This is a genomic window from Cobetia sp. PDI-23MA (assembly GCF_059507735.1).
Window position 1 is genome coordinate 359,606 of record NZ_CM183352.1, and the last position, 22,649, is coordinate 382,254.

General features: G+C 63.9%; 21 protein-coding genes. 14 read left to right on the top strand and 7 right to left on the bottom strand.

Annotated features, from left to right (window positions below; genetic code table 11):
- Nucleotides 1-288 precede the first annotated feature (288 nt).
- Entirely contained in the window at nucleotides 289-1,965 is a 1,677-nt protein-coding gene (locus AC5WNJ_RS01665) for a deoxyribodipyrimidine photo-lyase (protein ID WP_495930350.1), read from the top strand.
- 74 nt (nucleotides 1,966-2,039) lie between these two features.
- Here AC5WNJ_RS01665 and AC5WNJ_RS01670 read toward each other — a convergent pair whose 3' ends face one another.
- On the bottom strand, nucleotides 2,040-2,765 hold the full coding sequence (locus tag AC5WNJ_RS01670; RefSeq protein WP_253062952.1) for a 16S rRNA (uracil(1498)-N(3))-methyltransferase: 726 nt from the start codon (nucleotides 2,763-2,765) through the stop codon (nucleotides 2,040-2,042).
- 197 nt (nucleotides 2,766-2,962) lie between these two features.
- Here AC5WNJ_RS01670 and phaR point away from each other — a divergent pair, with 197 nt between their 5' ends.
- The 4 genes from phaR (at nucleotide 2,963) to AC5WNJ_RS01690 (ending at nucleotide 6,525) form a co-directional block, all read left to right on the top strand.
- Entirely contained in the window at nucleotides 2,963-3,481 is a 519-nt protein-coding gene (gene phaR, locus AC5WNJ_RS01675; RefSeq protein WP_253062962.1) for a polyhydroxyalkanoate synthesis repressor PhaR, read from the top strand.
- Between the two features lie 164 nt (nucleotides 3,482-3,645).
- Entirely contained in the window at nucleotides 3,646-4,938 is a 1,293-nt protein-coding gene (purD, locus tag AC5WNJ_RS01680) for a phosphoribosylamine--glycine ligase (protein WP_043334731.1), read from the top strand.
- Between the two features lie 259 nt (nucleotides 4,939-5,197).
- Nucleotides 5,198-5,653: an acyl-CoA thioesterase gene (locus AC5WNJ_RS01685; protein ID WP_176676054.1), complete on the top strand. Its 456-nt coding sequence runs from the start codon at nucleotides 5,198-5,200 to the stop codon at nucleotides 5,651-5,653.
- Nucleotides 5,653-6,525 (top strand): phosphoribulokinase, encoded by an 873-nt coding sequence (locus tag AC5WNJ_RS01690; RefSeq protein WP_043334728.1) that lies wholly within the window; start codon nucleotides 5,653-5,655, stop codon nucleotides 6,523-6,525. Before AC5WNJ_RS01685 ends, AC5WNJ_RS01690 begins: the two co-directional genes overlap by 1 nt.
- A gap of 34 nt (nucleotides 6,526-6,559) precedes the next feature.
- Here AC5WNJ_RS01690 and AC5WNJ_RS01695 read toward each other — a convergent pair whose 3' ends face one another.
- Nucleotides 6,560-7,390 carry an RIO1 family regulatory kinase/ATPase domain-containing protein gene (locus AC5WNJ_RS01695; RefSeq protein ID WP_253062964.1) on the bottom strand — a complete coding sequence of 277 codons (831 nt, stop codon included), beginning with the start codon at nucleotides 7,388-7,390 and terminating at the stop codon, nucleotides 6,560-6,562.
- A gap of 221 nt (nucleotides 7,391-7,611) precedes the next feature.
- Between AC5WNJ_RS01695 and AC5WNJ_RS01700 the strand changes: the two genes are divergently transcribed.
- Together AC5WNJ_RS01700 and coq7 are read left to right on the top strand one after the other, a co-directional pair.
- Entirely contained in the window at nucleotides 7,612-7,953 is a 342-nt protein-coding gene (locus AC5WNJ_RS01700; protein ID WP_043334727.1) for a histidine triad nucleotide-binding protein, read from the top strand.
- A 241-nt stretch (nucleotides 7,954-8,194) separates the two neighbouring features.
- Nucleotides 8,195-8,860, top strand: a complete 666-nt coding sequence (coq7, locus tag AC5WNJ_RS01705) for a 2-polyprenyl-3-methyl-6-methoxy-1,4-benzoquinone monooxygenase (RefSeq protein ID WP_205700843.1) — start codon at nucleotides 8,195-8,197, stop codon at nucleotides 8,858-8,860.
- 165 nt (nucleotides 8,861-9,025) lie between these two features.
- On the opposite strand, the gene AC5WNJ_RS01710 is transcribed toward coq7, so the two are convergent.
- Both AC5WNJ_RS01710 and AC5WNJ_RS01715 read right to left on the bottom strand, forming a co-directional pair.
- Nucleotides 9,026-9,379 (bottom strand): hypothetical protein, encoded by a 354-nt coding sequence (locus AC5WNJ_RS01710; RefSeq protein ID WP_166019712.1) that lies wholly within the window; start codon nucleotides 9,377-9,379, stop codon nucleotides 9,026-9,028.
- A 335-nt stretch (nucleotides 9,380-9,714) separates the two neighbouring features.
- Nucleotides 9,715-10,551, bottom strand: coding sequence for a hypothetical protein (locus tag AC5WNJ_RS01715; RefSeq protein WP_253062966.1), 837 nt, complete (start codon nucleotides 10,549-10,551; stop codon nucleotides 9,715-9,717).
- 258 nt (nucleotides 10,552-10,809) lie between these two features.
- Between AC5WNJ_RS01715 and AC5WNJ_RS01720 the strand changes: the two genes are divergently transcribed.
- From AC5WNJ_RS01720 to AC5WNJ_RS01745, 6 genes are all read left to right on the top strand, one after another.
- Nucleotides 10,810-11,295 carry a PepSY domain-containing protein gene (locus AC5WNJ_RS01720; protein WP_253062968.1) on the top strand — a complete coding sequence of 162 codons (486 nt, stop codon included), beginning with the start codon at nucleotides 10,810-10,812 and terminating at the stop codon, nucleotides 11,293-11,295.
- Between the two features lie 151 nt (nucleotides 11,296-11,446).
- The gene (locus tag AC5WNJ_RS01725; RefSeq protein ID WP_253062970.1) at nucleotides 11,447-12,145 is read left to right on the top strand and encodes a response regulator transcription factor; all 699 of its coding nucleotides are present in this window, start codon (nucleotides 11,447-11,449) and stop codon (nucleotides 12,143-12,145) included.
- Entirely contained in the window at nucleotides 12,142-13,506 is a 1,365-nt protein-coding gene (locus AC5WNJ_RS01730; protein ID WP_131431216.1) for a sensor histidine kinase, read from the top strand. The genes AC5WNJ_RS01725 and AC5WNJ_RS01730 overlap by 4 nt, the downstream gene beginning before the upstream one ends.
- Nucleotides 13,507-13,847: 341 nt before the next feature.
- A complete protein-coding gene (locus AC5WNJ_RS01735) occupies nucleotides 13,848-14,513 on the top strand; it encodes an ankyrin repeat domain-containing protein (RefSeq protein WP_253062972.1) in 666 nt (221 codons plus the stop codon).
- Between the two features lie 26 nt (nucleotides 14,514-14,539).
- Entirely contained in the window at nucleotides 14,540-15,037 is a 498-nt protein-coding gene (locus AC5WNJ_RS01740) for a DUF3592 domain-containing protein (protein ID WP_176676060.1), read from the top strand.
- The gene (locus tag AC5WNJ_RS01745; RefSeq protein WP_253062974.1) at nucleotides 15,034-15,570 is read left to right on the top strand and encodes a retropepsin-like aspartic protease family protein; all 537 of its coding nucleotides are present in this window, start codon (nucleotides 15,034-15,036) and stop codon (nucleotides 15,568-15,570) included. The genes AC5WNJ_RS01740 and AC5WNJ_RS01745 overlap by 4 nt, the downstream gene beginning before the upstream one ends.
- Before the next feature lie 185 nt (nucleotides 15,571-15,755).
- Here the strand turns inward: AC5WNJ_RS01745 and gnd are convergent, their stop codons facing one another.
- From gnd to AC5WNJ_RS01760, 3 genes are all read right to left on the bottom strand, one after another.
- A complete protein-coding gene (gene gnd, locus AC5WNJ_RS01750; protein ID WP_253062976.1) occupies nucleotides 15,756-16,739 on the bottom strand; it encodes a phosphogluconate dehydrogenase (NAD(+)-dependent, decarboxylating) in 984 nt (327 codons plus the stop codon).
- A 167-nt stretch (nucleotides 16,740-16,906) separates the two neighbouring features.
- On the bottom strand, nucleotides 16,907-18,160 hold the full coding sequence (locus AC5WNJ_RS01755) for a ribonucleotide-diphosphate reductase subunit beta (RefSeq protein ID WP_253062978.1): 1,254 nt from the start codon (nucleotides 18,158-18,160) through the stop codon (nucleotides 16,907-16,909).
- Nucleotides 18,161-18,437: 277 nt separating this feature from the next.
- Complete coding sequence (locus AC5WNJ_RS01760; protein ID WP_253062980.1) at nucleotides 18,438-21,338, bottom strand: ribonucleoside-diphosphate reductase subunit alpha; 2,901 nt, start codon at nucleotides 21,336-21,338, stop codon at nucleotides 18,438-18,440.
- A 606-nt stretch (nucleotides 21,339-21,944) separates the two neighbouring features.
- Between AC5WNJ_RS01760 and AC5WNJ_RS01765 the strand changes: the two genes are divergently transcribed.
- Entirely contained in the window at nucleotides 21,945-22,649 is a 705-nt protein-coding gene (locus tag AC5WNJ_RS01765; RefSeq protein WP_373456565.1) for a winged helix-turn-helix domain-containing protein, read from the top strand.

The following is a 22,649-nucleotide window of genomic DNA, read 5'->3' on the forward strand; positions in this document are numbered from 1 at the left end:
AGACGGCGAATATGCCGGGTTGGTGCGGTCATGTCATGTCTTGCGAGCATGGCCGTATTCCTCCTGAAGCCCCTGGATGACAAGTGTGTGTTCGAGTGGAGACACTTGCGCGATCTTGTTGAAAACATTGATGGAACATGACCTAACCTCTCGAATGTATCACGCACTTGCACCCCTCGCCAGCGCATGCCCGACCCGGCGGAACGCGACATGTACCCTGTGAAGCGTTGTACAATATGTCGATTTTCTTGTACAAATATTGCACGCCATATGTTCCACGGAGTCATCATGCACGAGGTCGCCAGCATGAATACGGGCAACGCACCGGAAACCTCTCTGGTGTGGCTGCGTCACGACCTGCGGCTGGAAGACAACCCACTGTTTGCGCTGCCCCTGTCACGTCGCCCGTATCAGATGCTGGTGATGTATGTCTTCGACCGTCGCTGGCTGACACCGAGCGACGGCTTGCCACGCCTGGGGCCAGCGCGTCTGCGTCTGCTGTGGCAGAGTCTGATGAACCTGCGTGGCATGCTGCTGCGTCGTGGCAGTGACCTGCTGGTGCGCGTCGGGGACCCCGTCGAGGAAGTGCTGACGCAGGTTGTCCAGCATGATGTCCAGTGTCTGGAGGTCAGCCTCACCGCCGCGCCGGAAGACAGCCGCGCCCTTCAGCAGCTCTCACGGCGTCTACCGGCCTCGACCCGCCTCCACTGTCACCCCCCTGACCAGATCGCCTTCGACAGCCAGCTGCTGGATGGCCCAGTGCTTGATCGCCAGCTGCCGGGCAGACTCCCCCGCGAAGAGACGGCTCGCCTGCGCATGGCGCATGAAGCGTCCCGCGTTGTCGACGAGCGTGCGGCTCCCTCCAGTGATCTCACTCTGCGTGACACGGTCTCTACTGATACAGGCGCCTCAGGTGATCTTGACGCCCTGACGACCTGCGCCGCGCTTGCCTCGCAGGTGCTGCACGCCAGTGGTGGTGTTGATTCTGGCGTCGCCGACCTGATGCTGCCGCCTTCCGCTGTGCTCACGCCGGTACCCGGTGCCTTGCAGGCCCGCCTTCAGCGCGAGGCTCTGTCTCAGCGCGAGGCTTTGCCGACGGGGCTGAACGATGAGCAGTGGCGCGCGCTGTGCGAGGCGCAGTCACCCTTGCAGGGGCTGCCCTATTCCCTGCCGCCGTGGCCCGATTCTGCCTCGCGTGGCCTCCCGCCGCTGGATGCCATCTGTGGCTCGGCGCAAGCCTGGCAGCCGGCGACTGCCAGGCTTGCGGAGCTGCAGGGCGGCGAGGAGCCCGCCCGCGCATACCTGTCGACCTTGCTATGGGGCAAGGCCTGGGCGAAGGGAGATGCCGGCAACGGCGATGAGGACTCGATCGAAGGGGCGTCCTATCAGCGATCGCACTCTGTCGATGGCGAAGGCCCTGGTGTGCCGGTGGGGCTGGCACCCCAGCGGGAGGCGGGGAAGACGCTGGACGCTATGCAATTGATGGCGCGCCCGGCGGATGCATGGCCACTGGCAGCCTGGCTGGCGCTGGGCTGCATCAGTCCGCGCCGCATCCTGCAGGTGCTGGATGCCCGCCGCCGCGAGGCGGGTGATGAGGCGATCAATCGGCAGCTACTGGCTATCGTGCTGCAGCGTGAATGCTGGCAGCGCATGCTGCGTGACAAGAATGAGGAGGCTCGCGCGGCCTGGTATGGCGCTGCGTTGCGGGAAGATGCCGCAAATGACGCCGCCTTTGCGCGCTGGAGCGAAGGGCGAACCGGCGATGCCCGGGCCGACAAGGCCATGCAGGTGCTGGTACGCGAAGGCTGGTTGCCGTGGTCAGAGCGCAAGTATCTGGCCGGCGTCTGGCTGGACGGCGGCGGCGACTGGCGGTTGGGTGCGCGCTGGTTCGAGCGTTGTCTGCTCGATTACGACGCCGCCACCCATTGGGGAGAATGGCGGCATCTGGCGGGCTTCGATGTGTAAGGAGGTGTCGATATCGCGCGAGTCGTGCGAGCAGAGCCAGGCCCGGGCGGATCTTCTTTACAACCTGTCGCTCTTCAGCCCAGGCGCGCCAATAGCGCCGTCACGGCTGTCTCGACGCGCAGGATGCGCTCGCCCAGATGCACCCCTTCAAAGCCTGCCGCCATGAATTTCTCGACCTCATAGTCCACGAAGCCGCCTTCCGGGCCGATGGCCAGAACCACCGGCTCGCCTACGGCGCGTGGGCACTCATCCGGCATGCCCGGATGGGCGATGATGCCACGCGGAGTCGTGCCTGATGATGGCATCATCAGTGCCGGCAGGCGGTCTTCCACGAAGGGTTTGAACCGTTTCTCGTGGGTCACCGTGGGCATGATGGTGTCACGCGCCTGCTCCAGTCCCAGCACCAGATGCTGGCGAATCTTGCCTTCCTTGAGCTCCGGCGATTGCCAATAACTCTTCTCGACCCGCCGCGTATGCAGCAGGGTGATGTGCTTCACCCCCAATGCCGTGACGTGTTCCAGCGAGCGTGCCAGCATGCGCGGGCGCGGCAGCGCCAGCAGCAGATGCACGTCGAGTGGCGCCGGCGGCTGACGGTCCAGCGTCAGGCTGAATTCGGCGCTGTCCGCGTCCAGCCGCTCCAGGCGGCCCCGACCGATCAGCCCTCCCTCCACGCCGAGCGTCATCTCGTCGCCGACAGCGGCGCGGTGTACCTCGCGCAGATGGCGCAGGCGGCGTGGGTCCGTGACACGTGCATGGTCCTGAGCGGTCAGGTCGTCAGCGCCGAGCAAAATCAGATTCATGGCAATACCGGGGCAGTGAAGGGCGGGATGCATCGCTTACAGACAGCGGCAAGCGGGCGTTATTCTAGCATGTCGTGTCTGCTGACCCGACGAGGACAGCGTTGTCATGGCGTCAATGGCTGACGCGTGGAGACGCCTTTTCTTGCAGTCCCCCCCCTTGAGTGCACAATGAAGAAAAATCGACAGGAGCCTGACACGTGCGAGTGATCCGCAAATATGCCAATCGGCGCCTATACGATACCGAGCAGAGCCGCTACGTCACCCTGGAAGACCTGCGCAGCCTGGTGCTGGCGGAAGAAGTCTTCAAGGTCGAGGACGCCAAGAGCGGTGAGGACCTCACGCGCACCATCCTGCTGACCATCATCATCGAGCAGGAGCAGGGCGAGGGCGAAGCCGAGGTCTTCTCCAACGAGCTGCTGGAGCAGTTCATCCGCATCTACGCGATGGCCAAGCCGTTGCCGCTGGCCGGTTATCTGGAGCAGGGCACGCGTCTGATGATGGAACAGCAGCAGCGCATGCAGGAGCAGTGGTCCCAGGCCATGCGTCACTCGCCGATGGAGATGATGCGCGAGGTCGCCGAGGAGAATCTGCGCTTCTGGCAGCAGGCCATGGGCGGCGGCATGGGCGCTGGCAAGAGCGCCTCACGCTCACGGCCGAGCGATGCGGATGTGGCGCCTGATGAGTCGGATACACCGCCGGACGATGAGCGGCGCTGAGTGTGACATCGTGTCAGATCCAGCTTTCACATGAATTCATCGTGATGTGAAATGGGCGCCCCGAGCAGGGCCCCTTTCTGCCATAATGCGCAGCCTGATATTTCCTCGGTAGCTCGCGCCCTGCGGGTCGCCCTGATCCTCACTGGCTCATGAAGGTTGAAAAGATGAAGGTCCTGATCATCGGCGGCGGTGGCCGCGAACATGCGCTGGCCTGGAAGGCCGCCCAGTCATCCCGTGTCGAGGAGGTCTTCGTGGCGCCCGGCAATGCGGGGACGGCGCGCGAGTCCAAGCTGACCAATCTGGCGATTGCCGCTGACGATCTCGATGCGCTGGTCGCCTTCGCGCGTGACAATGCCATCGAGCTGACCATCGTCGGCCCGGAAGCGCCGCTGGTGATCGGCGTGGTCGATCGCTTCCGCGAAGCGGGTCTCAAGTGCTTCGGCCCGACGGCCGGTGCCGCCCAGCTGGAAGGCTCCAAGGCCTTCACCAAGGACTTCCTGGCGCGTCATGCCATCCCGACCGGCGACTACGCGACCTTCGCGGAGGTCGATGCGGCGCTTGAGTACCTGGCGGCACATCCGGCACCCATCGTCATCAAGGCCGATGGCCTGGCGGCGGGCAAGGGGGTCGTGGTCGCGATGAGCGACGAGGAAGCTCGCGCCGCCGTGCGTGACATGCTCGAGGACAACGCCTTCGGCGATGCCGGCGCACGCGTGGTGATCGAGGAATTCCTCGACGGCGAGGAAGCCAGCTTCATCGTGATGGTCGACGGCGAGAACGTGCTGCCGATGGCCACCAGTCAGGATCACAAGCGCGTCGGCGAAGGCGATACCGGCCCCAACACCGGCGGCATGGGGGCCTACTCTCCGGCTCCGGTGGTGACGGCTGACGTTCACCAGCGCGTGATGGATGAGATCATCCTGCCTACCGTGCGTGGCATGGCAGCCGAAGGCCACCCCTATACCGGCTTCCTGTATGCCGGTCTGATGATCGATGCCCAGGGCGCGCCGAAGATCATCGAATACAACTGCCGTTTCGGTGACCCGGAAACCCAGCCGATCATGGTGCGTCTGAAGTCCGATCTGGTCGCGCTGTGTCTGGCTGCCGAAGACGGGCGTCTCGACACCCAGACCTGCGAGTGGGATTCCCGCGCGGCGGTCGGCGTGGTGCTGGCAGCTGGCGGCTATCCGGCCAGCTACCGCAAGGGCGATGTCATCAGCGGCTTCGATGCTGCCGAAGCGACCGGTTGCAAGGTCTTCCATGCCGGCACCGCCGAGCAGGACGGCCAGGTCGTCACCAGCGGCGGTCGCGTGCTGTGCGTCACCGCACTGGGCGACAGCGTCGCGGCGGCCACCGAGCGTGCCTATGAAGGCGTCGATGCTATCAGTTGGCAGGACATGCTGGTGCGTCGCGACATCGCCTGGCGTGCCATCGCTCGCGAGCGCGGCGATAGCTGAAAGCGCTGACTCGTACGCGCCATCACCCCGCGGCATGCCTGCTTCACGACAAGACCCGGCCTCAGGCCGGGTCTTGTCGTTGGGGTGACTCTCGACGCCCTGAGCGCCTACGACCATCGTGTGGGGGTCTGGTCATGGCGGTGCCGGGCATGCGATAACCCTAGTCATCCTCTATTCCTTCTTGAGGCTGACCGGCGTCGAAAGATGGCGTCGCCGTCCGCCCCGAACCTTTTTCCTGTCTCGCCGACAAGGAGTCTGCATGGACCGCATCCGGCTTGAATTTCCGGTTTCCCGCCTGTTACATCGCCACCCGATGACGATTCGGGTCAGCGACATCAACTATGGCCAGCACCTGGGCCACGACAGCGTGGTCAGCCTGGCGCACGAGGCGCGGGGCCAAGCCTGGCAGGCGCTGGGCTTCCCCGAATGGAACATCGATGGGCTGATGAGCATCGTCGCGGATCTCGCCGTGCAGTATCAGGGCGAGGGTCGGCTGGGTGACGCCCTCGTGGTGGAAACGGCCATCGACAGCGTGTCCGGCAAGGGGCTTGGTGTCCATCACCGTCTGCTGCGTGTCAGCGATGACGCGGTACTGGCGACGCTGCGCGTCGGGCTGGTGTTCGCTGGCGAGCAGGGGCTGGCGGAACCGAGCGCGCGCGCCAGTGCCGCCATCGAGCAGGCCGTCTCTGCCATGTCGTCCCGAGAAGCCAACTGATGTCGCGGGAATATCCGATCATCGCCGTGACGGGGTCTTCCGGCGCGGGCACCACCACTGTCATGCGAACCTTCGAGCGCATGTTCTCGCGTGAGGCGATTCATGCCGCCTACGTGGACGGGGATGCCTTTCACCGTTATACCCGTGACGAGCTGGTGCGCATGTTTCAGGAGGCGCCGGAGCGCAAGCGCGAGCTGTCCCACTTCGCGGTCGAGGCCAACCAGCTGGATCGTCTGGAAGCGCTGTTCGTCGAATATGGCGAGCAGGGCTCCGGCACGCATCGTCATTACATCCATGCCGAAGACAAGCGCATGATCGAGGCCGGCTACAAGGTCGGCACCTTCACCGAATGGCAGTCGCTGCCGGATTGTACGGACCTGCTGTTCTACGAGGGGCTGCATGGTGGGCTGGTGACGCCGGAGCATGACATCGCGCGTCATGTCGATCTGCTGATCGGGGTGGCACCGACCATGAATCTGGAGTGGATCCAGAAGATCGATCGCGACACCAAGCTGCGCGGACATTCCCAGGAAGCGGTGGTAGACACCATCCTGAGCCGCATGGATGACTACGTGCGCTACATCCAGCCGCAGTTCTCACGCACGCACATCAACTTCCAGCGCGTGCCGACGGTGGATACTTCCAACCCCTTCGAGCCGCAGGATATCCCGACGGACGCCGAGTCGATGGTCGTGATCCACTTCCGTGATCCCGGCAGTGTCGACTTCCCGTTCCTGCTCGCGATGATCCAGGGCTCGTTCATGTCGCGCCCGCATACGCTGGTGGTACCCGGCGCGTTGATGGCACTGGCCATCGAATTGATCATCACACCATTGGTCAAGAGCCTGCTGGCACAGCGGCGGTTCCGCTAGCGGGAGACATGAAGGGGGCTGGGCTCGGGGTGGCTCAGTGCCTGCGGCCCTTGAGGCGTGGCAGGATGCCTTTCTTCCAGATGCGCAGGGTGCGATTCAGGCGGCCGCTGCGGATCAGCAGGCGTGCCTCGCGGGTGCTCAGCGGCAGGCCGAAGGTGCGTTGCTTGAGCTTCAGCGAGTGACGCAGATCGAAGCGGCGCATCATGCGCGCGAGGCTGGCTGTGCCCGGCAGGTGTGGCAGGCGCACGGCAGAGGTGAAGTCGATCAGGACCGGCACGCCATCGCGCAGCACGACGTTGGAGCCACGGATGTCGTTGTGGGCCATCTGGCGCTGATGGAGTTGCTGCACGATGAGAATCAGCTGCTGACTGAGGCGGGCATCCGTCACGTCATCCAGGGCGGCATCACTCAGCAGCGGACCGGGGATGTACTCCATCGCCAGCGACAGCGGTGACAGGCGTGCCACGGCGCGAGGGGCGTGTGCCCAGTCGCCCAGACGCTCTAGCATCTTCAGTTCGTGGCGTACCAGCCAGCGTGCCACCAATGCCGCCGGCGTGCCGGCATAGCGGCGATAATCCTTGCAGACCACCGGCCGGCCATTGAGGTGCGTGATATAGACCTCGGCCTTGAGAAAGCCCTTGGCACGCTGCAGGAACTCGCCCGGGGCCTGCTCGCCGTCAACACGCGTGACCCTGGGCGCGGCACGCAGCGCCGCCCGCGCCTTCTCGGCGCGCGTGGGGGCTGCGCGTTCAGTGGCGGGGGCGCCGACAGTGGCCGGTCGTGTCTCGCCCTGAGCGCCAAGGCCGGCCTCCAGTTCGTGGTTGGCCTTGCGCAGGGAAGAATCTTGGCGAGTGAACACGGACATGACGGGCGACTTCTCGTTAGCGGGATAACAATAATTATCCTACTGTTTTCCTCATTCGCCCACTGGCAGCGGTGAATCAGTCTGTTTCCTTGAAGGCGACATTGTCCTGTCCGCAAGCTGGCCCGCATATTCCTGTCTCTGCCCTTGGCCTGTTGCCCGGCTGGCGCTACGCTGGCAGGCCACGCTGCCGTGGGCAGCCCCACTTCAAGGGAGAAGGTGTCATGGACTGTCTGTTCTGCAAGATCATCAACCGCGAGATTCCCGCCGATATCGTCTATGAAGATGATGAGGTGCTGGCCTTCAATGACATCAATCCGCAGGCCCCGACCCATGTGTTGATCATCCCCAAGCAGCACATCGCCACGCTCAACGATATCGAGGAGCATCAGCTGGCCACGGTAGGGCGCCTGCAGTACACCGCCGCCAGACTGGCGAAGGACTACGGTTTTGCCGAGGGCGGTTATCGCGTGGTGATGAACTGCAATGAAGATGGCGGCCAGACGGTCTATCATATTCATATGCACCTGATGGGTGGTCGCCGCTTCACATGGCCGGCTGGCTGAGCCGGCATAGAGCAGGCGCCTGTACCGGCGGTTCGCGGGCAGGTAGCGGCTAGCGATAACAAGCGCGCGGCACACAGGCGCATACCGGCAATGTCGTGAAAACGGCGTTGCCGGTTTTCGTTGGGGAGGGTACAGCGCAAGAGGGCCGGGCAGGCCTCGCCCGGCGACACTCTGCCCCTTACCGTCGCGGGCTGGCTTGCGTAAGATGGCCTCATTGCTCACGCCGTGCAGGAGTCTTCCCATGCCGCATTCCGATGCCATTTCGGCGCAACGTCATCACAGCCGCGCCGATCAGTTGATCCATCAGTTCGACACCGTACTGCGTACCCTGGTACCACATGCCGCCCAGCCGTCGCGCCCTTCTCCGGCGGGCGACATCCATGACGAAGCGATCAGCGATGAAGAGCGCCAGCACGCCGCTGGCCTGATGCGCATCAATCACACCGGCGAGGTGTGTGCCCAGGCGCTCTATCAGGGGCAGGGGTTCACGGCGCGTCTGCCCGAAACGCGCACACAGATGGAGCTGGCCGCCCAGGAAGAGATCGACCACCTGGCCTGGTGCGATGCACGACTCGTCGAGCTGGATGCCAATACCAGCCTGCTCAATCCGTTGTTCTACATGACGAGCTTCGCCCTCGGGGCAGCAGCGGGTGCCATCAACGACAAGGTCAGCCTCGGGTTCGTGGCCGCGACCGAAGAGCTGGTCGGCGAGCACCTGTCGAAGCACCAACAGACGCTGCCCGAGGGCGATCAGCGCTCACGCGCCGTATTGCGCCAGATGGAAATCGACGAAGCCCATCATGAGCAGTGGGCGCTGGAAGCCGGTGGCCATCGCTTCCCGGGGCCGCTGAAGAGCGCCATGCGCCTGATGTCCAAGGTGATGACGGCCAGCGTCTATCGGGTGTGATGATCAGATGCCTGAGTCTGCCTTGGCAGCTTCAGGACGCTGCAACGCAAAAGGCCGCCCCATGGGGCGGCCTTTGTGTTCTTGGCGAACGTCGTGATGATCAATTCGAGACAATCATGGCGAGACGGCCAGTGCGAGACGTTCAGCGGTCTCTGGCGTCAGGGCTTATTCCTTGACCTGGTATTCACCGTCCAGCGTCTCGGTGCTGCTGCCGTCTTCACGCGTGGCATCACGCGAGTAGTTCTGGCGGCCATTGGCCTTGTCCTGAGCCTCCTGCATGCGCTGTTGCATCTCGCTCATGCGCTTTTTCATGCGACGGCGGATGAAGGGCAGCATGATGATGCCGAGTACCATCATCACCAGCGCTGCGAACAGGCTGAAGATCATGACCACACCACCGATCAGCCAGGCGGCGACCAGCTTGAGGCCGGACAGGCCATTGGAGGGGCGTTGGTTGCCTGCATTGGCCTGCCATTGGCGAGCCTGATTCCACAGTGTGTTGTGCTGTTGGCCTTGCATGTGTCTTCTCCACGATAGAGCCGGGCCGTCAGGCCGGGCGAGGATGACCCGATAGGTAAAAGTGGGTGGTCGGGGATATCGGGTCAGGAAACAGGGGTATTGCCCTCCCGGCGCAATTGTCATTCGTGCTCTGGGCCGGGGGATGGGGAAATGGGACTCGATGCGACGCACTTTTGCATGAGGCGTTTGATGGCATCGGGCGGCCGGTTGACTCGTTCAGCATCGAAGTTGGCATCGTTGCCGTCAAGCGGCTTCGGCGTTGATCCAGCGCTGGGAGTCGGTTCAACCCTTGAACCACTTCAAGGCACGGCGGCTGGTCAATCGGGTCGAGCAGTTCACGGCCGATAATCCGGATTCATGGACACGCTGGCGGCGAGGTTGAAAGCGTTGCCCGGCAGCGGCATGTTCAGTGTCATCCGTTGCGGCCTGCCTTGCGCATCGCGCCCGTGAATCTGGATGGCGTGCGCAGCGACTTCGACGCTCCGTACACTCTTGATGCCGTCGACAGCAGCAAAATTCAAGGTCTGGCGCATGCTGTCGCCATCGATGGCCTTGTCGCCGGGCACCGAATCACTCTGGCGCAGCGCTTCGCTGATGAATTCTCCATCGGCGAGATTGATGGCCAGTTCCATCTGCCATCCATTATGCCCCCAGCCCGTGAACTGAACATGATCGTCGCGGATATCCATCGTGCTGAATTCCATCATGCCCTTGCGACTGGCGTGGATCATCATCTGCATGAGCAGCTCTGGCGCGAGCCCTTGAGTAGTTGCGGCGTCAGAGATATCCGTCGCAGGCTTACCGGCTGCGCGGGTGGCGGCCGTGTCCAGCGCGCTATCCTCCGCATCATCGCCGGGCGTGGCGTGCGCCTTGCCGTCATCTGAGTGATCGCTGGTCGAGGGCCCATTTGCAGAGAGCCCTGCGGTCGAGAGTTCTGCCGCCGACAGCTGATGGCGCACCGGCAGGTCCTCGATGCCGTTGGCATAGGCGGGAGCCGAACCCAGCATCAGGCCGAGTGCGCTGACGCCCAGGCCGTGTCGCCAGTGCTGGACTGCGCGGCTGGCGAGCCAGAAGCGTGACGGGGCGGTGCCTGTGGCCGAGGATGGCGGCTGCCGGGATGCGGAGTCTGATTCACGAACGGGAGCAATACGGGACGCGGCTGATGGGGACATGACACCCTCCTCAAGGATGGCTGGGCATGGCGTTCACTGTGGGCCAGGCGACCTTGCGCGACGCTGAGACGTGAATTCATCTGAGGTTCATTGCCTCCTGTCAGTCTCTGCATCACAGGGGCAGTGGTTGCTATCGCGTTGGTCCGCGTTGTTCCAACGCAGGTTTGATTGCACATTCCGTTGCTAGATTGAGCGCCACGCGCAAGCGCCCGCCTTGGGCGCACACCAGCCCCACCGGCATTCACGAGGTTCCCCTTCATGCAGACTCCCCACAAGGCTCAGCCAGACGCCCTTGCAGCGCGTGGCAGTCAATGGCGGCAATGCTATGTCTGGCTGTGCCTCGGGCTCGGGAGCCTGCTGGTCGGTGCGCTGGCACTGCCGCCGCATGCGCTGTGTGACAGCGAGCGCTGGCGCAGCCTGCACGATGAAGTCGCCGCCGGACATGTCATCTCGTTGTCCGAGCTGCTCGATAGCCTCGAGCGTGACTGGCTGGGGCAGGTAGTCGAGGTGGAGCTCGAAGAGACGCATGGCGAGCTGATCTATGAGGTCGAGATGCTCGGGCCGCAGGGCCAGATGGCCAGATTCACCGTGCGTGCCTCGGATGGCAGTCTGCGTGAGGTGCGCGGCGTCAATCTCGATGCCATGCGTCGCGCTGGCAGCGGTTCCTTGTTCGCGCCCTTGTCCGAGACGGACGACACGCCGCTCGTGACTGACGGCGGCAATGCCGAGGCCGAGCGTCAGTAGGACGCGGCAGGCAGGGGCCAGGCCAGGCAGTGCCAGCGCAGGCCGTGATAGGGTGCCGAGGGTGCCTGGCGGCCCTGAGGAACGGTATGCTAATGCCATTGTCCATTGCGCCACCGGTAGAACACCGCTTGCGTCAGGAGCCCGAGAATCGATGAAGATATTGCTGGTTGAAGATGACATGCCGTTGGCCGAAGCACTGATGGCGCGCCTGGAGGAAGCCGATGTACTGGTCGAGCATGCCACCACCGGGGGAGACGCCGACTTTTTGATCCAGACCGAGAGCTACGATGCCGTGGTGCTGGATCTCGGTCTGCCGGACGGCGACGGCACCCGCTGGCTGTCCCAGTGGCGGGAAGCCGGCATCGAGGTGCCGGTGCTGGTGCTGACCGCGCGGGAGCGCTGGTCTGACAAGGCCGCCGGCTTCTCTGCCGGCGCCGATGATTACGTCACCAAGCCCTTCGAGACCGCCGAGGTCATCTTCCGTCTGCGGGCGCTGGTGCGTCGATCACGCGGCCATGCCCACCCCGTGCTCAAGCTGGGCGATCTGGCCTGTGACACCCACGGCGGTACCGTCAGTCTGGCGGGGCGCCCCGTGTCGCTGACCGCCCAGGAAACGCGTCTGCTGATGCACCTGATGCACGCCGTGCCCGGTGTGGTCAGCCGTTCTGAACTGGTCGAGCATGTCTATGACCGCGACCATGAACCCGATTCCAACGTCATCGACGTGCAGATCAGCCGTCTGCGTCGCAAGCTGGGTGCCGAGCGCATCGAGACGCTGCGCGGGCGTGGCTATCGTCTGCGTGATCCGGATGCCGAGACACAGGCGCCGACGGATGGCCCCGACGCATGAAGCCACTGTCCGTCGGCCGCCGCTTGCTGGGCGGCTCGCTGGTCATTGCCTTGATCGTCATGCCGCTGACCGGACTCGGTCTGGCCTGGAGCTTCCGTGACGCCGTGACCACCGCCTTCGACCAGCGCCTGCTGTCGCTGTCCAAGGTGCTGATCGCCGCCATCCAGTTCGACCGCGAGAAGGGCCGCCCCGGCCTGACACGCTCGCTGGGCGACCCACGCTTCGACCAGGCCTATTCGGGCTGGTACTGGCAGATTTCCGATCGCAACGGCAATGTGCTGACGTCGCGCTCGCTGTGGGACCAGCGCCTGCCGCCGCTGGAAGACATGGACAAGGGCGTCATCATCAGCCGTGACCTCAAGGGCCCGCGCCATCAGGTGCTGCGCTCCCTCGAGCGTGATATTCGTCTGCCCGGCCGCAACCAGCCACTGCACGTGATGGTGGCGGCCAGTCGTAGTGAGGTCGACGCCGAGGTCGCGCGCTTCGAGTGGCTGCTGGCGGGCGCGCTGGTGGCCTTGGCATCGCTTTTGGTGTGCGGCTCTGCCGCGCAGATCAGCTGGGGGCTGGCGCCACTGCGGCGCCTGCGGGCTCGCCTCAAGAAGGTCGCCGATGGCGAGGCGGAACGGCTGGAAGAGACCCGCCTGCCGCCGGAGCTGACCGAGCTGACCCGCGCCATCAATGCCGTGCTCGAGCGTGATCAGCGCTTGATCGAGCGCGGTCGTGCGGCGGCCGGCAATCTGGCGCATGCCCTCAAGACGCCGGTCAGCGTGCTCAAGGCGCAGTCCGAGCGCTTTGACGGCGAGGACCGCGCGCGGATCGACGCCGAGCTCAAGCGCATCGATGAAGCCGTGCGCCACCACCTGGCGCGTGCCAGTGCCGCGGGTGGCGCGCATCTCAGCGGGCGCATCAGCCTGCGTGAGGCGGCGGGGCCGGTCTTCGAGGGGCTCGGGCGCTTGGCGAGTCGGCGTGGCATCACGCTCAGTCTGGCGCTGGAGGACGACGCCAGCGTGCGGGTCGACCCGCAGGATTTGCAGGAAATGGTCGGCAACCTGCTCGAGAACGCCTTGCAATGGGCTCGCCAGCAGGTCCGCGTCAGCAGCGAGACCCGCGATGGCGGCGTGCTGTTGATCATCGAGGACGATGGCCCCGGCATGAATGAAGAAGAGGGCGCCGCCGCGCTGGGGCGTGGGGCACGTCTTGATGAAGGGCGCTCAGGTTCCGGTCTGGGGCTGGCGATCGTCGATGATCTGATGGCGCTCTACGGGGGCGAGCTGGCACTGGAGCGCTCCAGCCTGGGCGGGCTGGCGGCACGCGTCTGGTTGCCGAGCTCCCCGCTGGTCGGGGCGCAGCCGACGGAGTGACAGGGCGTCGGTTCGTTTATCGGCGCTCTTGTCTTGATAGTCAAGGCCTATCACAGCCATCCCGAGAGATGATTGGGCACGGCCAGGGCGACACCGTATTCTGACGATGTCCGGCTGGCAGCTGGACGGGCTTCGTTTCTGAGTCTCGTCTGCCGCGCCCTGCGGTGATGACGAACTGGCGCTCCTTCGGGAGCGCTTTTTTTTGCCTGTCATTCGCCACGTCGTGCCTGATCGGTGAGGCTCAAGGTGCCGATTGAACGCTGGTGGGGCTAACGGTCACGCTCAGGATCGCATAGGCTGTCAGAGAGTCAGCATCCGTTGCCGGGCGTCAGGAGGTGGTGATGAAGGACATGACAATGTGTGCTCAGCATGGCGATCTGGAGGGCCTGGCACAGGCATTGGCCGCTCCCGATGCGCACGAGCGCGTCAATGACGTGGATTATCGCGGGCGCACGCCATTGCTGGTCGCGGTGCAGGCCAATCAGCCGGAGGCGGTGGAGGCCCTGCTGGCCGCTGGCGCCGATTGCGAGCAGACCGATGCCCTGCACGATACCCCCCTGCTGGCCGCCGCTGCGCTCGGCTATGGCCGTTGTCTGAGCCGGCTGCTGGCGCATGGTGCCTCGGCGACGGTGCTCAATCGCTTCTCTTCCACTGCACTGATGTCGGCCAGTGAGCGTGGTCATGCCGATATCTGCCGTCAGCTGCTCGAGGAGACCGATGTCGACGTCGATCACCAGAATACGCTCGGCTGGACGGCGCTGATCGAGGCCGTGTTGCTGGGGGATGGCGGCGTTGACTATCAGCAGGTCGTCGAGCAGCTTCTGGCCCACGGTGCCGACGTCAATCTGGCGGACGCCGAAGGTGTCACGCCACTGGCGCATGCGCGCTGGCGTCAGTTCGATGCGCTAAGCGCGAGGCTGGAAGCGGCCGGCGGACACGAGCAGGGCGTTGCCCATGATGTGAGCGACCACGTCCAGGCCCGCACCTCGGCACCGCGTCGTGCATGATGGCACCGACCACAAGGAGGCATCGCATGGCGTTGACCTGGGGATTGATCATCATCGGCATCGCCTTGCTGCTGCTCGGCGGCTATCGCTGGCAGCAGGCGCAGTCCTTCTCCCGCAACAGCGCACAGGTGATGGGCGAGGTCATCAACCACGACCGCACGCTGCACGTCGAAGGGCGTGGCCCGATCCATCTGCCCAAGGGCGGCAGGCTCAGCGAGGATGAGGCCCTGGCGATGGCGGGGCTGCCGCCGGGCGGGCGCTTCAATATCGAGTCGATCCAGTATGCGCCCGTGGTGCGTTATCAGGATCAGCGTGATGGCTGGCACGAGATCATCTCGCCGCTGGCGGTGCCCTCGCCGACACCCGCCGTGGGGGAGAACGTGGCGCTGGTCTATCGCCTCGATGCCCCACATGAGGCCAGCCTGCCGGGGACGCGCGGTTGGTTGATCGGGGTGCCGTTGGTTCTCGGCTTCGCACTGTGCGCCGTCGGTTTGCGCCTGCTGTTGCGGGGTGGTGGTGGATGAGTGATTCAGGGGGCGGCGCGACCCGCCGTTATGGTGTCGGCATGCTGGTGGTGTGCTGGGCGCTGATTCTCGCCATGCTGGTGTGGTGGTTTCAGGGCCAGCTTGATGAGCGCACCCGGCCCAATGCCTCGCTGGCTGGCCAGTCGCTGTCATCTGGAGAGCCACTGGCGCTGTCGCGCAATCGCTCTGGGCACTTCGTGGCCCCCGGCACGATCAATGGTGAGCCGGTGACCTTCCTGCTCGATACCGGCGCCACCTATGTCTCGGTGTCCGAAGCGCTGGCCGAGCGCCTGCAGTTGCCACGCGGGCGGGATGCGCGCTTCACCACCGCCAATGGCGTCAGTCACGGCGCATTGACCACACTGGATACCGTCAGCCTGGCGGGGCTCAGCCAGCGCGAGGTGCGCGGGGCCATCGTGCCGGGCATGCACGATGAGGTGATGCTGCTGGGAATGAGTTTCCTGGGGGAGTTCGATATCAACATGCGCGGTCAACAGATGACGTTGACGCCGGTGGATGGCGATGACCGATAACGCCAGTGGCTGCTATAGATGGCTGACAGGGCTGACAGGGCTGACAGGGCTGACAGGGCTGACAGGGCTGGCAGAAAGGGCGGCTGACACTCCACCGCCCTGGCAGCAGGCCCCGCAAACGACAACGCCCCGCTCATGATCTCCATGAGCGGGGCGTTTCACGTCTGGCGTGTCAGAGCAGGCGCTCAGTCCTTCTTGGGCGGCTCGACATGACCGCCGAACCCGAAGCGCATCGCCGACAGCAGGCGGTTGGCATAGGTGTTCTCCTTGCGCGAGCTGAAGCGCGAGAACAGCGCATTGGCCAGCACTGGCACGGCGACACCCTGTTCGACGGCGGCATCGACGGTCCAGCGGCCTTCGCCACTGTCGGAGACGGCACCGCTGTAGTGGTCCAGACGCGCATCCCCGGCCAGTGCCTGGGCGGTCAGGTCGAGCAGCCAGGAAGACACCACGCTGCCACGACGCCACACCTCGGCGATATCGGCCAGATTGAGGTCGAAGCGCTGATCTTCCGGCAGGTCCTCGGAGCCCTTGCTCTGCATCAGCTCGAAGCCCTCGGCGTAGGCCTGCATCAGGCCGTACTCGATGCCGTTGTGGACCATCTTCACGTAGTGACCGGCACCGACCGGGCCTGCGTGGATATAGCCGCGCTCGGCGCGCTCGTCCGGGGCGTTGCGGCCCTTGGTGCGCTCGAGATCGCCATAGCCCGGGGCGAGGGTATCGAACAGCGGCTCGAGATGCTCGAACACGGCCTTCTCGGCGCCGATCATCATGCAGTAGCCGCGCTCCAGGCCCCATACGCCGCCGGAAGTGCCCACATCGACGTAGTTCAGGCCCTTCAGCTTGAGGGCCGTAGCACGGCGGATGTCGTCCTTGTAGAAGGTGTTGCCGCCATCGATGATGGTGTCGCCGGCTTCCATCAGCTCGGCCAGCGTGGCGATGGTCTGCTCGGTGATCTCGCCAGCCGGCAGCATGACCCAGACGGCGCGCGGGGCCTCGAGCTGCTTAACCAGCTCCACGAGGCTATCGACGTGCGTCGCACCGTCGGCGACCAGTGACTGGGCGATTGCCGCGTCACGATCATGGGCGACCACTTCGTGGCCATTGCGCATCAAGCGACGAGCGATATTGCCGCCCATGCGGCCGAGTCCGATGATACCGAGTTGCATGTTCGTTCCTTTCACGTGAAGCCGGGGAGAGTCGGGACGGCGCGAAGCCTACCCTGTGCGGACGCTGGACGCAAAACGGGCCATATCAATGACATGGCCCGCTTCAGTGCTCATCAGGGACAGGCGTCAGTCGCGTGCCTGTCTCCGGGAGAGGGAGTGATCAGCGATCAATCCCAGCTCAGGGCACCGCCGACCTGATATTCGGTGACGCGCGTCTCGAAGAAGTTCTTCTCCTTGCGCAGGTCGATGATCTCGGACATCCACGGGAACGGGTTCTTGGCGCCCGGGAACTGCTCCTTGAGGCCCAGCTGCGCGAGGCGACGGTTGCAGATGAAGTGGAGGTATTCCTCCATGATGGCCGCGTTCATGCCCAGCACGCCGCGCGGCATGGTATCACGCGCGTATTCGATCTCGAGCTGGGTGCCTTCCAGGATCATCTGGGTGACTTCGTCCTGGAATTCGGTGGTCCACAGGTGCGGGTTCTCGACCTTGATCTGGTTGATCACGTCGATGCCGAAGTTCAGGTGCATGGACTCGTCACGCAGGATGTACTGGAACTGCTCGGCGACGCCGGTCATCTTGTTGCGACGACCCATGGACAGGATCTGGGAGAAGCCGCAGTAGAAGAAGATGCCTTCGGTGACGGCGTAGAAGCCGATCAGGTTGCGCAGGAATTCCTGGTCCGCTTCCGGTGTACCGGTGTGGAAGTCGGCACGCGCCAGCGCCTGGGTGTGCTTGAGGCTCCAGGCGGACTTGCGCGCCACGGAGTCCACTTCACGGTACATGTTGAAGACTTCGCCTTCGTCCATGCCCAGTGATTCGATGCAGTACTGGTAGGCGTGGGTGTGGATCGCCTCTTCGAAGGCCTGACGCAGCAGGTACTGGCGGCACTCCGGGTTGGTGATGTTCTTGTAGACGGCCAGCACCAGATTGTTGGCGACCAGCGAGTCGGCAGTGGAGAAGTAACCCAGTGAGCGCATCACGATCAGACGCTCGTCCTCGGTCAGGCCGTCCTGGCTCTTCCAGAGCGCGATGTCCGCATTCATGTTCACTTCCTGCGGCATCCAGTGGTTCGCGGAGCCGTCGAGGTACTTCTGCCATGCCCAGTCGTACTTGAAGGGCACCAGCTGGTTGACGTCGGCGCGGGCATTGATCATGCGCTTCTCGTCGACCTGAATGCGCTGGGCACCCATTTCCAGTTCTTCCAGACCCTTGGCCACGTCGAGATCGTCCAGCGCCTGCTGGGCGCGGGCGATGCGCTCGGCTTCGCTGACCGTATAGCCTTCGCTGTTCTCGCTCGCGACGACAGCGTCAGCCGCCGGGGCAGCAGCGGGAGCTTCGGGCTGCGGTGCCGGTTTGGCAGCGGCCGGCTTCTCGGCAGCGGGGGCTTCGTCCTCGTGGAAATCGTCCCAGTTCAACATGTTGCGTTCCTCGTGTTCGGTGATGGTCACGCGGGCAGTCAGCGTGACGAAAAGGCAGGGGCGGTGCGTTCTACGACGCGAGCGCCATCGAGTGGCGTGGCTCCCGGAAGGGAGTCAGGCCCGGGCTTGTTTCGAGGGAATGTCAGGAGGCAGTGATTGTTGGTGGCGGCACAAGACCGAGCCAGGCTCGGTCTTGTGGATTTGCCGCAGTCCGCCTGCAAAGCATGTCTTGCAGGCGGTGAGTCAGCGTCAACGGACTCGGATCTGGCGCAATCGCTTACTGACAGGCCTCACAGCCCAATTCATCGATGTTGCTGGCGGAGGGGGCGCGCTGGCCGCTCTTGCCCTGCAGGAAGTCTTCGATGCCGCGCGGTTCCGGCTTGGCTTCCGGTGCCGGTGTCGGCGCGGGAGCCGGTGTTGGAGTCGGCGCGTTGCCGACGGCGTTGTGCTTGCTGCGATCTACGGTGGATTTCTCCACGGCGGTCGCGCCCAGAGCACGGAGGTAATAGGTGGTCTTGAGGCCACGGAACCATGCCATGCGGTAGGTCACGTCCAGCTTCTTGCCGGACACGCCCTGGATGTACAGGTTCAGGGACTGGGCCTGGTCGATCCACTTCTGACGACGCGAGGCGGCTTCGACGATCCACTTCGGCTCGACTTCGAAGGCATTGGCGTACAGCGCCTTGAGGTCTTCCGGGATGCGCTCGATCGGCTGCACGCTGCCGTCGTAGTACTTGAGGTCGTTGATCATGACCTCGTCCCACAGGCCGCGCGCCTTGAGGTCATTGACCATGTAGGCGTTGACCACGGTGAACTCGCCAGACAGGTTCGATTTGACGAACAGGTTCTGGTAGGTCGGCTCGATGGACTGCGAGACGCCACAGATGTTGGAGATCGTCGCGGTTGGCGCGATCGCCATCACGTTGGAGTTGCGCATGCCCTGGGTACGGACCTTCTCGCGGATGTAGTCCCAGTCCTGAGTCTGGCTTTCATCCATCTCGATGTAGTCGGCGCCACGCTCGGTCTTGAGCTTCTCGATGGAATCGATCGGCAGGATGCCCTGACTCCACAGCGAGCCGTCGAAGCTTTCGTAACGACCACGCTCGGCGGCCAGATCACTGGAAGCTTCGATGGCGTGATAGCTGACGAGTTCCATGGATTCGTCGGCGAAGGTCACGGCCTCTTCGGAGGCATAGGCGATGGACTGCGCGTAGAGCGCGTCCTGGAAGCCCATGATGCCGAGGCCGACCGGGCGGTGACGCATGTTGGAGCGACGCGCCTGCGGGACGGCGTAGTAGTTGATGTCGATGACGTTGTCGAGCATGCGCACGGCGGTACGCACCGACTTCTTGAGCTTGTCGCCGTCCAGCTTGCCGTCGACGATGTGCTGCGCCAGGTTGATCGAGCCCAGGTTGCAGACCGCGATCTCGTCCTCGGAGGTGTTGAGGGTGATCTCGGTGCACAGGTTGGACGAGTGCACGACACCGGCGTGCTGCTGCGGGCTGCGCAGGTTGCACGGGTCCTTGAAGGTGATCCACGGGTGGCCGGTCTCGAACAGCATGGAGAGCATCTTGCGCCACAGATCACGCGCCTTGACGCGCTTGTAAAGCTTCAGCTGGCCCTGACGTGTCATCTCCTCGTACTGCTCGTAACGCGCCTGGAAGGCCGCGCCGTACAGGTCGTGGAGGTCCGGGCAGTCGGACGGCGAGAACAGGGTCCACTCGGTGTCATCGAAGACACGCTTCATGAACAGGTCCGGCACCCAGTTGGCGGTGTTCATGTCGTGGGTACGGCGACGGTCATCACCGGTGTTCTTGCGCAGGTCGAGGAATTCCTCGACGTCCATGTGCCAAGTTTCCAGATAGGCACAGACGGCACCCTTGCGCTTGCCACCCTGGTTGACGGCAACGGCGGTGTCGTTGACGACCTTCAGGAAGGGCACGACGCCCTGGGACTTGCCGTTGGTGCCCTTGATGTAGGACCCCAGCGCACGCACCGGCGTCCAGTCATTGCCGAGACCACCCGCCCACTTGGAGAGCATGGCGTTGTCACGGATGGCGCCGTAGATGCCATCGAGGGCGTCCGGCACGGTGGTCAGGTAGCAGCTGGACAGCTGGCTGCGACGGGTACCGGCGTTGAACAGCGTCGGCGTGGAAGCCATGTAGTCGAAGCTGGAGAGCAGCTCGTAGAACTCGATGGCACGACCTTCGCGGTCTTCCTCGTTCAGGGACAGGCCCATGGCGACACGCATGAACATGACCTGCGGCAGCTCGTAGCGCACGTCGTTCTGGTGCAGGAAGTAGCGGTCATACAGGGTCTGCAGGCCGAGGTAGGTGAACTGGTTGTCACGCGTGTGATCGATGGCCGCGCCGAGACGCTCCAGATCGAAGGTGGCCAGTTGCTCGTCCAGCTGCTCGAAGGCGATACCGCTTTCGATGTAGGCCTTGAAGGCGACCGGGTAGTGGTCCTTCATCTCGCCGAAGGTGGCCTCGTCAGCGACCTTGAGGAAGCTCAAGGCTTCGCGGCGCAGGTTGTCCTGCAGCAGGCGGGCGGTGACGTAGGTGTAGTTCGGGTCCTTCTCGACCAGCGTACGCGCAGTCATCATCAGCGCGGTGGACACGCCATCGACCGGCACGCCGTCGTACAGATTCTTCAGGGAGTCATCGACGATCTTCTGGGCATCGACGTTGGAGAGCTCGGCGCAGGCATCGAAGACGAGGGTCTCGATACGGCCCAGATCCAGCGGACGCACGCTGCCGTCGAGGTGCGTGACGTTGATGGTCGGGTGCGGCTTGGCGATACCGTCGCTCTGGGCGCTGCGGGCGCGAGCGTGTTCATCGCGGTACAGGACATAGGCGCGGGCCACCTTGTGCTCGCCGGAACGCATCAATGCCAGCTCGACCTGATCCTGGATGTCTTCGATGTGCAGGGTGCCACCGTCAGGCATGCGACGCTGGAAGGCATCGGTGATCTGGCTGGTCAGCTGCTGGACCAGATCGCGGATACGCGAGCTGGACTCGACCTGGTCGCCTTCCACGGCGATGAACGCCTTGGACAGTGCGACGGAGATCTTGCTGGCATCGAAGGGCGCGACATCGCCAGTGCGCTTGATGACGCGCAGGCGCTGAGGTGCGGTCACGTCGACTGTCGCCTGATCGGTGCTGAAAGTGGAATCCATGACGCCTTCCTGAATCGTCTGAAGGTGAATCGTTGCCCGTTAGGGCTCGAGGGCAATTCGTGTCGGGGCGCAGGCTGGAAATTCCTGCCTGCGCCCCGGGGGCATTCTGTCGTCGTCAGCTTTGTCGTCGAGACACTCGATCAGGCTCAGGCGGGGCAATCATCACCCGGACTGAGCCTGATAGCGTTCATGAGACACGGATTCGGCAGCCTTGCGTGACTGCCGTCCCATACGCTGATTCATGCTTTCGGGGCTTGACAATCGTCGCCATGATCTATGGGCGTCGACGTCGCCAAAACCCTACATATGGGGTGTAAGCTGATTTTGGACACAAGATAGTGTTGTTTGATGGGGCGTGCAAGTGGATAACTTGTGGGTAAGGTGTGGTTGAAAATCCGGCCTTGCCGCTGGGGGATGTCAAGCGTTCAGGTGTTAAATTTTCTGCGCTGCGTCAATGCAGATGGTGCCTGCGCTGCTGGCGCGTAAACGCCTAAATTGGCGTATCATTCGTGACAAATCACCCTGAAAAGGTTACGACGTGGCACAGGAAAGTAACTGCTTGTGAGCTGCTGGCCACGTTGACCCAACGATGCGGATGGAATGCCCTTGGATACCAATGCGCAAGAACATGTATTGATTGTTGAGGATGACGAGCGCCTGGCGACACTGACGCGCGAATACCTCGAAGCCAACAACTTCCGCGTGAGCGTCGAGAATGACGGCGCGCGGGCGGTGGACCTGATCATCAGTCTGCGCCCCGACATCGTGATTCTGGACCTGATGCTGCCGGGCGAGGATGGCCTGTCCATCTGTCGTCGCGCGCGGCCTCAGTTCGCCGGGCCGATCCTGATGCTGACGGCACGTACCGATGACATGGATCAGGTGCTGGGTCTGGAGATGGGCGCCGACGATTACGTGCCCAAGCCGGTGCAGCCGCGTGTCCTGCTGGCACGCATGCGGGCCTTGCTGCGTCGCGCCGATGGCCCCGAGGTGCCCGCCGGTGAGACGCGCCTGGTGTTCAATGATCTCGAGATCGACAACGCCACCCGTGAGGCATGGTTGGCGCGCGAACGTATCGAACTGACCAGTGCCGAGTTCGACCTGCTGTGGCTGCTGTCCTCGAATGCGGGCCGCGTGCTGACGCGTGAGGAGATCTTCTCTGCGCTGCGCGGCATCAAGTACGACGGCCAGGACCGCTCCATCGACGTGCGTGTCTCGCGCATCCGCCCCAAGATTGGCGATGACCCCAATCATCCTGAGCGGATCAAGACGGTGCGCAGCAAGGGATACCTGTTCGTCAAGGACCTCTAG

Excerpts from the sequence above, each read along its gene's own strand:
- AC5WNJ_RS01740 (WP_176676060.1), top strand. The coding sequence starts at position 14,540 with ATGGCGTTGACCTGGGGATTGATCATCATCGGCATCGCCTTGCTGCTG.
- AC5WNJ_RS01710 (WP_166019712.1), bottom strand. The coding sequence starts at position 9,379 with ATGCAAGGCCAACAGCACAACACACTGTGGAATCAGGCTCGCCAATGG.
- AC5WNJ_RS01670 (WP_253062952.1), bottom strand. The coding sequence starts at position 2,765 with ATGAATCTGATTTTGCTCGGCGCTGACGACCTGACCGCTCAGGACCAT.
- coq7 (WP_205700843.1), top strand. The coding sequence starts at position 8,195 with ATGCCGCATTCCGATGCCATTTCGGCGCAACGTCATCACAGCCGCGCC.
- AC5WNJ_RS01735 (WP_253062972.1), top strand. The coding sequence starts at position 13,848 with ATGAAGGACATGACAATGTGTGCTCAGCATGGCGATCTGGAGGGCCTG.
- AC5WNJ_RS01755 (WP_253062978.1), bottom strand. The coding sequence starts at position 18,160 with ATGTTGAACTGGGACGATTTCCACGAGGACGAAGCCCCCGCTGCCGAG.
- AC5WNJ_RS01720 (WP_253062968.1), top strand. The coding sequence starts at position 10,810 with ATGCAGACTCCCCACAAGGCTCAGCCAGACGCCCTTGCAGCGCGTGGC.
- AC5WNJ_RS01730 (WP_131431216.1), top strand. The coding sequence starts at position 12,142 with ATGAAGCCACTGTCCGTCGGCCGCCGCTTGCTGGGCGGCTCGCTGGTC.
- purD (WP_043334731.1), top strand. The coding sequence starts at position 3,646 with ATGAAGGTCCTGATCATCGGCGGCGGTGGCCGCGAACATGCGCTGGCC.
- AC5WNJ_RS01690 (WP_043334728.1), top strand. The coding sequence starts at position 5,653 with ATGTCGCGGGAATATCCGATCATCGCCGTGACGGGGTCTTCCGGCGCG.
- AC5WNJ_RS01745 (WP_253062974.1), top strand. The coding sequence starts at position 15,034 with ATGAGTGATTCAGGGGGCGGCGCGACCCGCCGTTATGGTGTCGGCATG.
- AC5WNJ_RS01715 (WP_253062966.1), bottom strand. The coding sequence starts at position 10,551 with ATGTCCCCATCAGCCGCGTCCCGTATTGCTCCCGTTCGTGAATCAGAC.
- gnd (WP_253062976.1), bottom strand. The coding sequence starts at position 16,739 with ATGCAACTCGGTATCATCGGACTCGGCCGCATGGGCGGCAATATCGCT.
- AC5WNJ_RS01725 (WP_253062970.1), top strand. The coding sequence starts at position 11,447 with ATGAAGATATTGCTGGTTGAAGATGACATGCCGTTGGCCGAAGCACTG.
- AC5WNJ_RS01760 (WP_253062980.1), bottom strand. The coding sequence starts at position 21,338 with ATGGATTCCACTTTCAGCACCGATCAGGCGACAGTCGACGTGACCGCA.
- AC5WNJ_RS01695 (WP_253062964.1), bottom strand. The coding sequence starts at position 7,390 with ATGTCCGTGTTCACTCGCCAAGATTCTTCCCTGCGCAAGGCCAACCAC.
- AC5WNJ_RS01700 (WP_043334727.1), top strand. The coding sequence starts at position 7,612 with ATGGACTGTCTGTTCTGCAAGATCATCAACCGCGAGATTCCCGCCGAT.
- AC5WNJ_RS01685 (WP_176676054.1), top strand. The coding sequence starts at position 5,198 with ATGGACCGCATCCGGCTTGAATTTCCGGTTTCCCGCCTGTTACATCGC.
- AC5WNJ_RS01665 (WP_495930350.1), top strand. The coding sequence starts at position 289 with ATGCACGAGGTCGCCAGCATGAATACGGGCAACGCACCGGAAACCTCT.